At 59.4% G+C, this 14,450-nt stretch carries 10 protein-coding genes; 7 read left to right on the top strand and 3 right to left on the bottom strand.

The genetic code is table 11. The features are described 5' to 3' along the window. On the bottom strand, window positions 1-1,227 hold the full coding sequence (locus tag MK208_RS11480) for an aminotransferase class I/II-fold pyridoxal phosphate-dependent enzyme (RefSeq protein WP_294116663.1): 1,227 nt from the start codon (window positions 1,225-1,227) through the stop codon (window positions 1-3). Between the two features lie 315 nt (window positions 1,228-1,542). Here MK208_RS11480 and MK208_RS11475 point away from each other — a divergent pair, with 315 nt between their 5' ends. Genes MK208_RS11475 through MK208_RS11460 form a run of 4 tightly spaced genes read left to right on the top strand, consistent with a single transcriptional unit; the run spans window position 1,543 to window position 7,392 of the window. After that, window positions 1,543-3,321: an ABC transporter ATP-binding protein gene (locus MK208_RS11475; protein ID WP_294116662.1), complete on the top strand. Its 1,779-nt coding sequence runs from the start codon at window positions 1,543-1,545 to the stop codon at window positions 3,319-3,321. Next, window positions 3,314-5,206: an ABC transporter substrate-binding protein gene (locus tag MK208_RS11470; protein WP_294116661.1), complete on the top strand. Its 1,893-nt coding sequence runs from the start codon at window positions 3,314-3,316 to the stop codon at window positions 5,204-5,206. Before MK208_RS11475 ends, MK208_RS11470 begins: the two co-directional genes overlap by 8 nt. Before the next feature lie 9 nt (window positions 5,207-5,215). Next, entirely contained in the window at window positions 5,216-6,244 is a 1,029-nt protein-coding gene (locus tag MK208_RS11465; protein ID WP_168590753.1) for an ABC transporter permease, read from the top strand. Beyond that, entirely contained in the window at window positions 6,241-7,392 is a 1,152-nt protein-coding gene (locus MK208_RS11460; protein WP_294116660.1) for an ABC transporter permease, read from the top strand. Before MK208_RS11465 ends, MK208_RS11460 begins: the two co-directional genes overlap by 4 nt. A 35-nt stretch (window positions 7,393-7,427) precedes the next feature. Here the strand turns inward: MK208_RS11460 and MK208_RS11455 are convergent, their stop codons facing one another. Together MK208_RS11455 and MK208_RS11450 are read right to left on the bottom strand one after the other, a co-directional pair. Then, the gene (locus MK208_RS11455; RefSeq protein WP_294116659.1) at window positions 7,428-7,961 is read right to left on the bottom strand and encodes a J domain-containing protein; all 534 of its coding nucleotides are present in this window, start codon (window positions 7,959-7,961) and stop codon (window positions 7,428-7,430) included. A gap of 188 nt (window positions 7,962-8,149) precedes the next feature. After that, on the bottom strand, window positions 8,150-10,366 hold the full coding sequence (locus tag MK208_RS11450; RefSeq protein ID WP_294116658.1) for a mechanosensitive ion channel domain-containing protein: 2,217 nt from the start codon (window positions 10,364-10,366) through the stop codon (window positions 8,150-8,152). Between the two features lie 337 nt (window positions 10,367-10,703). On the opposite strand from MK208_RS11450, the gene MK208_RS11445 reads away from it, so the two are divergent. From MK208_RS11445 to MK208_RS11435, 3 genes are read left to right on the top strand one after another with little or no spacing between them, the layout of a single operon-like run. Next, window positions 10,704-11,975, top strand: coding sequence for a nucleotide sugar dehydrogenase (locus tag MK208_RS11445; RefSeq protein ID WP_294116756.1), 1,272 nt, complete (start codon window positions 10,704-10,706; stop codon window positions 11,973-11,975). Between the two features lie 15 nt (window positions 11,976-11,990). Further along, window positions 11,991-13,214 (top strand): glycosyltransferase, encoded by a 1,224-nt coding sequence (locus MK208_RS11440; RefSeq protein WP_294116657.1) that lies wholly within the window; start codon window positions 11,991-11,993, stop codon window positions 13,212-13,214. Further along, window positions 13,211-14,449 carry a glycosyltransferase family 4 protein gene (locus MK208_RS11435; protein WP_294116656.1) on the top strand — a complete coding sequence of 413 codons (1,239 nt, stop codon included), beginning with the start codon at window positions 13,211-13,213 and terminating at the stop codon, window positions 14,447-14,449. The genes MK208_RS11440 and MK208_RS11435 overlap by 4 nt, the downstream gene beginning before the upstream one ends. The last annotated feature ends 1 nt before the right edge of the window (window position 14,450 follow it).

Genomic DNA, 14,450 nt, shown 5'->3' with positions numbered 1-14,450 from the left:
TTATTCCGCGCTGAGCCGTTGTCGGGTGGCGGTGGCCGTGGTGTGGGCCGCCGCAACAGCTGTTATCACACGGTCGATGTCCGCCTCGGAGTGGGCGGCGGAAATGAAGAAGCGGATGCGTGGCATGTCTTTGGGGATGCCGACATGCACCACCGGTGGCGCGTAGATGCCTTTCTGCATCAGGGCTTCGGCAACAAAGACACAGTCGTCAGGGGTTTCAAACAGGATGGGCACCACGGCCTCACCAATGGCCGTGCCGGTGTTCAATCCGGCCTCGGTTGCTTTGCGCATGAAATACTGAGAGTTGGCACGCAGTTTGGTGACGCGTTCGGGTTCCGCCCGCAATAGTCGCAGGGCGGCGTGCGCGCTTGCCGTGGTCGCGGGGGGCAGGCCGACGGAATAGACAAAGCCGGGGAGGCAAAAGCGCATCCATTCAATCACGTCGGCATTGGCGGCCACAAACCCACCAGAAGAGGCAAAGCTCTTGGACAGGGTGCCAATGGCAATTTCCACGCGTTTGGGGTCTTCGCCAAAGTGTTCACACAGGCCACGGCCGGTTGCGCCCAGCACGCCGTAGGAATGCGCCTCATCCAGCAGAAGCCAGGCGTCGTAGGCGTCTTTCATGTCCAGCAGGCGCGGCAGGTCGGTGATGTCCCCATCCATGGAGAACAGACTGTCGGTGCAGATCAGCACACGGCCATAGTCGGCACGGTGTTTGTGCAGCAGACGTTCGAGATCATCCAGATCGTTATGGGCGTAGGTTTCCATGCGGGCTTTCACGCCGCGCGCGCCGACTACAATGGAGTTGTGGGAAAGCTCATCCACCAGAACCAGATCACGCGGCCCCAGCAGCAGCCCAATAACGGACACGTTGGTGAGGTAGCCCGAGATCACGGAGAGCACGCCGCCCACACCCAGAAAATCCGCCATGTCTTCTTCCAGCGCGCGGTGGGCCAGACGTTCGCCACCCACAAGGCGTGAGGCGCCCACGCCTGTGCCTTGCGCGTCAATTGCGTCTTTGGCGGCGGCGACAGTTTTGGGGTGATGCATCAGGCCGAGATAGTCGTAGTGCGACATCGACAGGTAGCCGCCCGACCACTGGTCTGCGCGGGCTTCCAAGGCGTCGGTGGGAACGAAGTAAGGATGACCATTTTCGATCAGGGCACGGCCACTTAGACGAAAGCGGCGTTCGGCAAAGGCCAAGAAGCTGGAAGTCTCTGTCGTCATCTATGTCTCCGCAGCGGGGCTGCGCCAATTGCCAAAGGATATGGTTCTAAAATGGGTCCAAAGAACACGCGGGCAGTTATATGCTCTTGGTTTAATATGACTGTTTAGTCGCATCCGGTCCAGAACATTGCAAGGCGGGATTGCCTAAGGTGCGTCTGCAAGGGCGCGGTTTTCGCGATTGGCGCACAAATCTGAGGCGGAAGGCAGGTAGGGACAGCCTAGATGCTTGCTCCGACAGGGATAATCATGTTGAGTTAACGCAAGGCGCTCCGCCACGTGGTGGATAATAACGAGAGCGTGGCGAGGGAACTTGGTGTGACGGCACTTCTGACTGTTGAAAACCTGAGTATTGGCTTTGGGGGCGATGCCCCTGTGGTCGAGGATGTCAGCTTTACGGTTGAGGCCGGAAAGACCTTGGCGCTTGTGGGCGAAAGTGGCTCGGGCAAGACCTTGAGTTGCCGGTCCGCGTTGCGGATTTTGCCGGCGGCGGCGCAGGTACGGTCGGGGTCGATTGTGCTGTGTGATCGCGAGGGGGGGCATCCGGTCGACCTGATGTCGCTCAGCGAACGGAAGATGCAGGACGTTCGCGGCAACCGGATTTCGATGATCTTTCAAGAGCCTATGCGCTCTTTGTCGCCGCTGCACCGGATTGGCAACCAAGTGTCAGAGGCGTTGAAGCTGCACCGGGACTTTAGCGCGACGGAACGCAAGAAACGTGTGCTGGCGATGTTTGAGCGTGTGGGCTTTGTTGATCCGGCACGCGTTTATGAGAGCTATCCGTTTGAGTTGTCTGGCGGGATGCGGCAGCGGGCGATGATCGCGATGGCGATGGTTGGGCGGCCTGATATTCTGATCGCGGATGAGCCGACAACAGCGCTGGATGTGACCACGCAGGCGCAGGTGTTGGGCCTGATCAAAGACCTGCAGGCCGAGTATGGCATGGCGGTGGTTTTGGTTACCCATGACCTCGGGGTGGTCGCCAACATGGCCGATGACGTGGTTGTGATGAACCGCGGCCGGGTGATGGAAAGCGGCTCTGCCGAGCTGATCCTTGGCGATCCCAAACATCCCTACACCAAAGACCTGATGGCGGCGGCGCCGGAGATTCCGGCCGCGCCCGCGGATCGGCCCGATGAGGCTGATCGCGATTACATTTTGGAAATGCGCGACGTCAACAAGACCTACATTCTCAAAGGCAGCGCGCCGTGGAAGCCCAAGACGGTGGTGAACGCCGTACGCGGTGTCGATTTTGGCGTGGAGCGTGGCAAGACGCTGGCCGTGGTGGGCGAGTCCGGGTCGGGCAAAACCACCTGTGCCCGCATGGCGCTGGGCGCGGAGCGGGCGGACGCGGGGGCGTCGATCCTGTTTCGGGAGACGGCAGATTCGGAGCCGGTGAATCTACAAGACTTGGACCGCGACGCGCGGCTGAAGTTTCAGCGCAAGGCGCAGATGGTCTTTCAAGACCCCTACAGCACGCTTAATCCGCGGATGCGGGTGAAAGACGCGCTGTGTGAGCCTCTCGAGATTCACGGCATTGGTTCGCCCAGTGATCGGATTGATCGGGCGGTGGAAATTCTCAAATGGGTTGGGCTGAACGAAAACATGCTCACCCGCTATCCGCATGCGTTTTCGGGTGGGCAGCGGCAGCGTTTGTCGATTGCCCGCGCGCTGATGTTGAACCCGATCCTGTTGGTATGCGACGAGCCGACCTCCGCGCTTGATGTGTCGGTACAGGAGCAGGTGCTCCAGCTGCTTGAAGACATTCGCGACCGGTTGAACCTGAGCTATCTGTTCATCAGCCACGACCTTGCCGTTGTGGCGCGGATTGCGGACGAGGTGGCGGTGATGCGTTCCGGTCTGGTGGTGGAACAAGGCCCGCCGGAGCAGCTGTTCTACAATCCGAAACACCCTTACACCAAGGCGCTGATCGCGGCGCAGCCAGAGCCGGATATCTCCCGGCCCATTGACCTCAAGATTGTGGCGCAGGGGGCGGGCGAGCCGTCGTCCTGGCCCGAAGAATTCAGATTTGTCGGCGCGGATGCCCCTCCGCTGACCGAAACCGACCCCGGACATAAGGTGCGTGCCCATGTTTAAAACCCCGATCCTTGCGGCGGCGTTTGCCGTATTCGGCCTAAGCGCGGCGCAGGCCGAGTATCAGGAGAGCGCGTTCTGGCAATCCGATGTGGACGCAGGCAGCTTGCCTCCGGTGGCGGAGCGCGTGCCCGAGGCACCCAAAACTGTCGACCTCAAGCTGCGCAATCGTGAGCTGGGCCAGCAAGGCGGCACTCTGCGCACCATGGTGACGCGCTCCAAAGACGTGCGTCAGATGGTGGTCTACGGCTATGCGCGCCTGGTGGGGTTCAACGAACGCTATGAGCTGGTCGCCGACATTCTCAAGAGCATTGAGAATGAGGACGACAAGAAGTTCACCATGCATCTGCGCCCGGGGCACAAGTGGTCTGACGGGCATCCGTTTACGTCCGAGGATTTCCGCTACTGGTGGGAAGACGTGGCCAACAACGAGCTGTTGTCGCCCTCCGGTCCGGTGGATTTCCTGCGGGTCGAAGGCGAGCTGCCCAAGGTCAGCTTCCCGGACGCACATACGGTTATCTATGAGTGGTCCAAGCCCAATCCGCAGTTTTTGCAGATGCTGGCCGAGGCGCGGCCCCCGTTTATCTACCGCCCGTCGCATTACCTGAAGCCCTACCACGCGGCCTACACCGACGAAGAAGAACTGCGTGAGCGCCTGTATGAGGCGCGGGTGCGCAGCTGGGCGGCGCTGCACAACCGTCAAGACAACATGTATAAGTTCGACAATCCGGATCTGCCGACGTTGCAGCCTTGGATGATGGCGACCAAAGACGGCAAAAGCCGGTTCTTGTTTGTGCGCAACCCTTACTATCACCGTGTCGATGCCAATGGTGTGCAGCTGCCCTATATCGACGTGGTCGAAATGCAGGTGGTGGCACCGGGGCTTGTGGCGGCCAAAGCCAATGCCGGTGAGGTAGACCTGCAGGCGCGCGGTCTGGATTTCAAAGACGCGGCGATCTTGAAAAAGGGCGAAGCGTCGGGTGGCTATCAGACCAAGCTGTGGGGCAATGGCACCGCCAGCCAGATCGCGATTTACCCCAACCTGAACTACAACGATGACGGTTGGCGCGAGACCATGCGCGATGTGCGCTTCCGCCGGGCGCTGTCCTTGGCGATCAACCGCAAGACCATCAACAAGGGTCTGTATTTTGGTTTGGCGAAGCCCGGTGGCATGACGGTTCTGCCGGTGAGCCCGTTCTTTAAAGAAGAGAACCGCGATGCTTGGGCGATCCGCGATCTGGAAATGGCCAACGCGCTGCTTGACGAGATGGGCATGGATAAGCGGGACAAAGATGGCTTCCGCTTGTTGCCTGATGGCCGTCCGGCCTGGGTGGTGATTGAGACTGCGGGTGAGCGTCAGGAAGTGGAAAACGCGCTGCAGATCATCACCGACAACTGGGCCGAGATTGGCGTGAAGCTGATCATGCGTCCGTTGGAGCGCGACATCCTGCGCAACCGTGTGTATGCCGGGGAAACCATGGCCTCGACCTGGTTTGGTTGGGACAACGGGTTGCCGCAGCCTTATACCTCCCCTGCCTATCTGGCGCCTTGGGATCAGGCGTTTCAGGCCTGGCCAAAGTGGGGGCAGTACCATCAGAACCACGGCGCCGTGGGCGAGCCACCTGATTTGCCGGCGGCGATTGAGCTCAATGACTTGGCACATCAATGGACCAAGGCCTATTCCTCGGTGGATCGTGGCCTGATCTGGCAGAAGATGGTGGATATTCACGCCGACAACGTCTTTGCCATTGGCATTCTGAATGGCGCGCCGCAGCCGGTTGTAGTGAGTAACAACCTGCGCAATGTGCCGGAGAAAGCCATCTGGGCCTGGTCGCCGGGCGCGCATTTCGGGGTGCATCGCCCTGATGAATTTTTCTTCGCAGAATAGGAGCGCAGAATGGCTCTGCTGCGGTTTGCAGTTTTCCGGTTTCTGACCATGCTGGCGACCCTCGCGGTGGTGTCGGTGCTGGTGTTTTTGATCATCACCCTGCCGCCGGGGGACTACCTGTCCAACCAGATCAACGAGTTGCGGGCCACGGGCCAGTCAGCGGGTATCGCCAAGGCAGAATTCCTGCGGGCGGAGTATTCGCTCGATCAGCCATTGTGGAAGCAATACCTGATCTGGGCCGGGTTTATGCCGGGGCCGCATGGGTTTGCCGGGCTGTTGCAAGGCGAGTTTGGCTGGTCGTTTGAGTTTGACAAGCCGGTGGCTGATTTGGTGGGCGGGGCGTTGTGGATGACCGTTCTGGTCAACCTCGCGGCGGTGCTGTTCATCTATGCGGTGGCTTTGCCGCTGGGCATTCTGGCGGCGGCGAAGTCGAAAACCTGGGTGGATTATACCTCGGCTTTTGTCGGCTATTTGGGATTGGCGACGCCAAACTTCCTGCTGGCGCTGATCCTGTTTTATTACGGCAACCGCTATCTCAACCTGCCCATCGGCGGCCTGATGGACCCGCAATACGAAGGCCAGCCGATGAGCTTTGACAAAATGAAGTCGGTGCTCATTCACCTGATTATTCCGACCTTTGTGATCGGGACAAGCGGCGCGGCGGCGATGATGCAGCGTCTGCGTGCGAACCTCTTGGATGAGCTGGGCAAACCCTATGTGGAGACCGCGCGGGCCAAGGGCATGAGCGAGCCGCGCATGCTGACCAAATACCCGCTGCGGGTGGCGTTTAACCCCTTTGTCGCGGACATTGGCACGCTGTTGCCGTCTTTGGTGTCTGGCTCGGTTCTTGTGTCCGTGGTGCTTGGCTTGCAGACCATTGGGCCGCTGTTGCTCTCTGCTCTGAAATCGCAAGACTTGTTCCTCTCGGCCTTTGTGCTGATGTTTGTGGCGCTGCTGACGTTGATTGGTACGCTGATTTCTGACCTGTTGCTGGCGCTACTTGATCCGCGCATTCGATTTGGAGGGCGGGAGCGATGACCATGCAACCGGATGGCCGGTACGTCGATCAGGCGCCGTATGATCCCGAAGCCGCCGCCGAGGCGCGCAGCGCTGAGCTGGACATGTCCAATGCGCGGCTGTTGTGGCTGCGGTTTAAGCAACACAAGCTGGGCTTGGTTTCGGCCATTTTCCTGTTGCTGTCCTACCTGTCGTTGCCTTTTGCGGGGTTCATCGCGCCCTATTCGCCCAATGAGCGGCTGGAGGATTACATCTACGCCCCGCCGCAGGGCATGCATTTCTTCCACGAAGGCAAGTTCATCGGGCCGCATGTCTATCCGACCACGGCAGAGATGGACTTGGAGAGCTTCAGTTGGAAATATGTGCCGGACACCAGCAGCCCAGCGATGCTGGAATTCTTCTGCGAAGGCTCCGACTACAAGCTGGCTGGCTTGATCCCGTCCAACACCCATCTGTTCTGCGCCCCTGAAGGCGCCACCATGTTCCTGTTTGGCGCGGACCGGCTGGGGCGGGATGTGTTCTCGCGCATTCTCTATGGGGCGCAGCTGTCGCTGACCGTGGGGCTGGTGGGTATCACTGTATCCTTTGTGATTGGCATCGTGCTTGGGTCTATTGCCGGCTACTTTGGTGGCTTCCTCGATTGGATCATCAACCGTGTGATCGAAGTGCTGCGCAGCCTGCCGGAACTGCCCCTTTGGCTGGCTTTGTCGGCGGCGGTGCCCTCGCATTGGGGGCCGGTGTCGGTGTTCTTCATCATCTCGATCATCCTTGGAATATTAGATTGGCCCGGGTTGGCCCGTGCCGTGCGCTCTAAATTCCTCAGCCTGCGCGAGGAAGAATTTGTGAAAGCAGCGGAAATGATGGGCGCGAAACCCAGCCGCGTGATCAAGAAACACCTGCTGCCCAACTTCCTCAGCCACCTGATTGCCAGCGCAACCCTGTCGATCCCGGCGATGATTTTGGGGGAAACCGCGCTGTCCTTCCTTGGGCTTGGCTTGCGGGCACCGGCTGTGAGCTGGGGTGTGATGCTGAACGACGCACAGAACCTGGCCTCGATCGAGATCTACCCCTGGACGGCGATCCCGATGCTGCCGATTGTGATTGTGGTGCTGGCGTTCAACTTCTTTGGTGACGGTTTGCGCGACGCGATGGACCCGAACCGGAGCTAAGGCTGCGGTTCGGCAATTTTTAAAAACGCTGAAAATTAATGACAGGCGGAGAACACCGGGCGTGGCGCACCGGTGCCCAGCGTCTTGCGGGTGCCTTCAAATGCGGCGCGGGCTGAGTTGATCAGGGATTGTTCCGCCCGGTTCCACTTTGCAGCGGCCTTTGGCGCAATCTGGAGTGGCTTTGGCGCGTCCAGTTGCGGGGTTGGCTCAACATGCTCAGGTGTCGCAACTACTTGCGCAGCTTTCCACGCTTTGGCCGCTTTGCGCGCCATGGCGTCCCGCTGGCGGCGCCATGCCTGACATTCTGCGGCCTGACGCGCTGTGCGTGGGCGGCGGTGGAGGCTTGGTTTTGGCGCAGCGCCTGCGTTTTGGCGCGCAATGTGGTGGGCCACCGCATCATAAGCGGCGTTGATCTCGCTCATGCGGCGTGCGGCTTCTTCCGGATTGGTTTTGGCCACATCAGGATGATAGCGCCGCGCCAGTCTGCGCCACGCGGCCCGCATCTCCTTTTCGGAGGCATTGGGTGTGACCTGCAGAAGGTCGTAAGCGTATGCGAGATCATGTGCCATGGGATGAGTGTGTGCCTTTGAGCTTCATTCATCAAGTATTTGGCTAAAATTCTAAGTATCTTCTTAAGTGCACGTTTAGGAGTATACTGCATTTGGTTAACGCCACCGCAAAGACAGCCAGTGCCAAAGAAAAAGGGCACGTGTTTGTCACACGCGCCCTTTGCTTGTTTTGATAGCGCGTTCAGCGCTTACCGGTCATCCCCGCCAGCGGGACCACCTTCCATGGCGTCTTCATCCATCGCCGCTTCCACAGCACCCACAACCGCTTCACGCTGTTTTGGGGTGAGGTCTTCGGCATTGGCATCATCGGCAATGCGTACGGTGACTTCGCGGTGGGCAAATTTGATGCCTTCCCGCTCAAACAGCTCGCGGATTTCCTGATACACCCGTTTGCGCACCAGCCATTGGTCGCCCGGTTTGGTCATGAACTTCACCCGAATGATCATGGCGCTGTCCTGCATCTCCACCACGCCCTGGGATTTCAAAGGCTGGATAAAGTTGTGGCCAATCACCGGATCGTCGAGCAATTCGATGCCAAGCTTTTTCACCAGCTTGCGGACGCGCTCCACGTCGGTGTCATAGGTCACACGCAGCTTGAGCTTCATGATCACCCAATCACGCGAATAGTTGGTGAGATACTGGATTTCGCCAAATGGGATGGTGTGCAGCGGGCCAAGGTGGTGGCGCAGCTGGAAGGAACGTACGGAGATCTTTTCCACCGTGCCTTTCACCGAGCCGATGTCGATGTATTCGCCTTTGCGGAAAGCGTCATCAAACAGGAAGAACGCGCCGGAGAAGATGTCGCGCACCAGGGATTGCGCGCCAAAACCGACGGCCAAGCCCACCACACCAGCACCGGCAAACAAGGGGCTGACGTTCACGCCCATTTCCATCAGCACAATCAGGATGATGGTGACCAGGATCACCAGCAGGACAAAGTTGCGGAACAGCGGCAGCAAAGTTGCCAAACGGGAGGCGCTGGCACCGCCGCCCTCATCGCCGAGTTCCCCTGCTTCTGACGGGTCTGGCTGTTCTTCTCGAATGCGGTTGTCGATCCAGATGCGGAACGCGTGAAAACCGATGTAGCCCAGGAAGAGGATGACAATCACGTCGAGGAACCGCCCGCCGGCCATGTCTTCGTTCATGATGTTGTCGGCGTTGAAGATGTAGAGCGCAGCATAAAGACCTGCGACCAGCGCCAGCACGCCGGAAATCCGCCGTGCCAGTTCTTCAAAGGTGTTCATCTGACGGTGGTCGATGATGTTTTCCAGTTGGAACAGTTCCGCTTCCTGCTGTTCGGACAGATGGCCCTCCTCAACGGCTTCATCGCGCAGCGCGTCCGCCGCGTCGTTCATTTCCTTCACAGCGCGGTTGCGCTCAAAGTAGCGTTCGATGCCGAAGTTGATGGTGGCGTAAACCACCAGTACGGCGGTGAGGATCATATAGGCGCCCGCGATCAGGGGGATTTCTGTCTCATTGCCGAGGATCAAATCCCAGGACATGCGCGCCCAACCGTAAATCACATAGACAATGAAAATCGGTGCCCAGAGGGTGCTGGCCCAGCGGGTTGCCAAAGGAACGCGATCCGCTTCGCGGCCGTTGCGAATGGCAAAAGAAATGGCGCGGTAGTTGGCAAAGACCAGCGCGATGTTGCCAAGAGCAAAGAGGCTGGAAAGCACCAGAGTGTTCACGGCATAGACGTCGTAGACCAGGCCCAGCTCACTGAGCCATTCGCCAAAAATAATCGTGGTGACATCGACGATGCCCAGCCCAGTGACCCAGTAGTGCAGCTTTTTGGAGTCATGGGTGGAGAATTTCGGAATCCGATACTGCGGCAGGTACGGCGACAGGATCATGCGCCAAGTCAAAGCGATCATGCGGGACAGAGCGTAGGCCGCAAAAATCGAAGCATTGGTGAAACGCACGGCCGTGTCATCTGAGGGGCCAAAAATCAGCAACCCAATCAGAGCCGCAAAAGCCATGCCCACAAACAAACCGATAACACCGGCGAGAAAGCGCACAACCAAAAACGGGAGTTTCTGGGTGTATCCTTCTGGGACTTCTCTGATCAATGGCACAACAAAGCGTGCCGCCAACCTCCGGCCGTAGACTTGCCTCTCAAAAATGACACCAACGCCCAGCAACAGCAGGGTGATCACCAGTTGTTTAGCAAAGAAGAGAATACTGCCATCCGGGCTGGAGGCGCGCAGAATGAAGAGTACCTCGTTGATGGCGACAGGAAGGTGCTCAATGCGATCCTGAAGGACTTTGTTGAAGCCTTCCATTTCCCACTGCAGGCGCATCACCGTTGTCATGTTGGTGGTTTCGTTGATTGTCTCAACGGGTTCGGCGGGCTCGCCCGGCGCCATCGGGTTGCCGTTGCTATCCAAAATGATGACAGTCATGCCACTTTCGCTGGCCTGTTGTACAAGCTGAGAAATGGTGTCTGAGGCAGGAGCAGTGTCGGCCTCCTGCGCGTGAACAGCGGCCAAAGGCAAAAAGAGACATACCGAGAGAACGGCAAGCAGAAGTCGGATCATGGGGTGGTCTTTCCTGTCGTCTTATCTTGGTCTTACACAAACAATGCGGTGGGGCAAAACAGATTACCGCGAGGGAGGGGCAATTTGCGGCTCTGTTGCATGGGTTTGCGGCGCTTTGGGGGTGACATCCGTGGGGAAACCCGATAGCGCGGAGGCAACGGGAAATGATACGCATTTTCGCAAAGGCACAAGAGACGTGAGCCTGACAAAGACAGAAAAAATCGCCGTTTTGGGATTGGGCTATGTTGGCCTGCCGCTGGCCTTAGGCTTGGCGCGGGCGGGCTTTGATGTGGTGGGCTTTGATACCAACAGCCGGTTGGTGGCGCGTCTGCTCAACAACGATGATCCCAATAGTGAAGTGTCCTCCGACACTCTGGCAGCGAGCACGGCGGTGTTCACTGACGACGCTGCCGATCTGGCAGGGCGCACTGCGTTTATTCTGGGGGTGCCCACACCGATCACCGATGCCAAGGAACCTGATTTGGGGCCGGTTTTGGGAGCCTGCACCACCATCGCGCCGTATCTGACGCCCGGCGCTTTGGTGATTTTGGAAAGCACGGTGTATCCCGGTGTGACCGAGGATGTATGCGGCCCGGCCTTGGCGAAAGCCAGCGGGCTTACAGCAGGCACAGACATCAAACTGGGCTATTCGCCAGAGCGGGTGAACCCCGGCGATGCGGAGCACACGCTGGAGCATGTGGTCAAGGTCGTAGCGGCGCAGGACGCGGAAACGCTGGACCGTGTGGATGCCATTTACCGCCCGGTGATCAAGGCAGGTTTGCACCGCGCCAGTTCGATCAAAACCGCTGAGGCGGCCAAAGTGATCGAAAACACCCAGCGGGATTTGAACATCGCGCTGGTGAATGAGTTTTCCCTGATCTTTGCGCGCATGGGGCTGGACACGCTGGAAGTGCTCGAAGCGGCAGGCACCAAATGGAACTTCCTGCCGTTTACACCGGGTCTGGTCGGCGGGCACTGCATTGGGGTCGACCCTTATTACCTGACCTATCGCGCAGAGCAGCTCGGCTATCGGCCCGAGGTGATTTTGGCGGGGCGGCGGATCAACGACCACATGGGCCGCCATGTGGCGCAGGAGTTGATCAAAGGGCTATTGGCCAAAGGCACCAATGCCGCTGGCGCGCGGGTGCTGGTCATGGGGCTGGCGTTTAAGGAAAACTGTGCCGACACGCGCAATTCGCGTGTTGTGGATATTGTGGATGAGCTCAAAAGCTATTCTGCGACGGTCGACATCTGGGACCCATGGGTGGACCCTGAAGCGGTGGATGCGGACTACGGCTATGCCTTGGTCGATCAGCCTCAAAATGGGGCGTATGACGCCGTGGTCGTTGCCGTTGCGCATCGCCAGTTCCGCGAGTTGGACAGCGCGGCGATAAGAGCCCTCGGAAAGCCGGACGCTTTGCTTTACGATATCAAAGGGGTTTTGCCGAAGTCCGAGTCGGACTGGCGGCTATAGAGCGAGGCGGGTGACGTGTCCGAGGCGATTTCTTTGACAGGTGATTTGGCGGCCAATGCGTCGCCGCGCGTGCTGTTTTACAGTCACGACACCTATGGTCTGGGCCATTTGCGACGCTCGCGTGCGCTGGCCACGGCGATCACACAGGCGGACAGCCGGATTTCTGCGCTGATCCTGACCGGCTCCCCAGTGGCGGGGCGCTTCCCGTTTCCGGACAATGTTGACCACATTCGCCTGCCCGGCGTGACCAAAACGCCGGATGGGGATTATGAGAGCGAGCGTCTGGGACTGCACATTGATGAGACCACGGCGCTGAGGGCTGGGCTGATCAAAGCCACGGTGGAGCATTTTGATCCCGATATCCTGATCGTGGACAAAGAGCCAACCGGCTTTCGCGGCGAACTGTTGCCGGCGCTGGAATGGCTCAAGGCCAAGCGCAAGGCGCATCTGGTGCTGGGTCTGCGCGACGTGCTGGACGAACCAAACGTGCTGGCGGCCGAGTGGGACCGCAAAGGCGCTCTGGAAGCGGCTGAGAAATACTACGATGAGACTTGGGTCTACGGGCTGCGCTCGATTTATGATCCGGTGGCCGGTTTGAACTTGTCGCAAAATTTCCGCTCCCGCATGAAATTCACCGGCTATCTGCACCGCGAAGCGCTGAGCGAAGGCGAAACCCCAGAGCAGCCCTATGTGCTGGTCACCCCCGGTGGCGGCGGCGATGGTGCAGGCATGGTGGATCTGGTGCTGTCGGCCTATGAGCAGGACCCGGAGTTGTCTCCACGTGCGGTGCTGGTCTATGGCCCCTTCCTGAGCGGCGAAGTGCGCGCCGAGTTTGAGGCCCGTGTTGCCAAGCTCAATGGCCGGGTGCAAGCCGTGGGCTTTGACAGCCGTATGGAAACCCTGATGAAGGGCGCGATGGGGATTGTCTCGATGGGCGGCTACAACACCTTCTGTGAGGTGCTGTCCTTTGACAAACCGGTGGTGATTGTGCCGCGCACACGCCCCCGCATGGAGCAACATATCCGCGCCAGCCGGGCCGAAAGCCTTGGCCTTGTGCGCATGTTGGACGAGCAGCGCGACGGCTTCACGCCACAGGCGATGATCGCCGCCATTCGCGCGTTGCCGGATCAACCAAAACCAAGCCACGCCTTTGTGCCCGGTCTGCTCGACGGGTTGGACGTGGTCTCCGAACGTACTTTGGCGATGCTTGGCATTGCCCGATCTCAAGGCGCTGCATGACTTCAGAAAGACCTAAGGTGGCGGTGGTGGTCAAAGGCTGGCCCCGCCTGTCCGAGACCTTTATTGCGCAGGAAATTGTGGCCCTGGAAGAGACGGGATACGACCTGTCGATGTGGTCCCTGCGCTTCCCCACCGACAAGAAACGCCACCCGCTGCATGAGCGTTTGCAGGCGCCGGTGCATTACCTGCCGGAATATCTGCATCAGGAGCCGCTGCGTGTGCTCAAGGGCGTTTTTGCGGGACTGTTCAAGAAACGGTTTTGGGCCGCCACGAGAGCTTGGCTCAAAGACCTCCGTCGTGATGTGACCCGCAACCGGGTGCGCCGTTTTGGGCAGGCCTGTGTTCTGGCGCGGGAGCTGCCGGACGACATTGACCTGCTATATGCGCATTTCATGCACACGCCGGCCTCGGTGACACGCTATGCGGCGATCATACGCGACATGCCGTGGTCGGTGTCGGCCCATGCCAAGGACATCTGGACTTCGCCGGAGTGGGAAAAGCGCGAAAAACTGCAAGACAGCACCTTTGGCGCGGAGTTTTTGGCGACCTGTACAAAGGTCGGCGCGGATCACTTGGCTGAACTGGCCGACAGGCCGGATCGCGTGGAACTGGTATATCACGGCTTGGACCTGACCCGTTTTCCAGAGCCACCCACAGAGCGGCCTGAGGGCGGTGGTGTGCGTTTCCTGTCTGTGGGGCGTTTGGTGGAGAAGAAGGGCTTTGACCGTCTGATCTCTGCCTTGGCACTCTTGCCCAAAGACCTCGATTGGCATTGGGACCATATTGGCGGCGGCGGGGACGGCAGCTTGTTGAAAGTACAGGCTGAGACCCTTGGCATTGCTGATCGTATCACCTGGCGTGGGGCCTGCGACCAGCCCGAAGTGATCGAGGCGATGCGGGTGTCCGACGTGTTTGTGCTGCCAAGCCGGATTGCCGAGGACGGTGACCGTGACGGCTTGCCAAATGTGCTGATGGAAGCGGCGAGCCAAAATCTGTGCCTGTTGTCCACGCCGGTGTCTGCGATCCCGGAGTTCATCACCGACGGCGAACATGGCGTGTTGTCCAGCGACGCGCCAGAGGCACTTGCGGCGGCCATGGAGCGGCTGGCGCGGGATGCGGAGCTTCGGGAGACGTTGACCGAGGCGGCTTATGGTCGGCTGACGGCGCATTTCCTGATGCAGCCGGGCATTGCCCAGCTCGACGCGCGCCTGCAAGCGGCTGCGGCGAAGGCCTAAC

Source organism: Shimia sp., from assembly GCF_022448905.1.
Classification (GTDB): domain Bacteria; phylum Pseudomonadota; class Alphaproteobacteria; order Rhodobacterales; family Rhodobacteraceae; genus Shimia.
The sequence above is the reverse complement of the archived record's forward strand: the minus strand, read 5'-3'. Positions and strand labels throughout refer to the sequence as shown.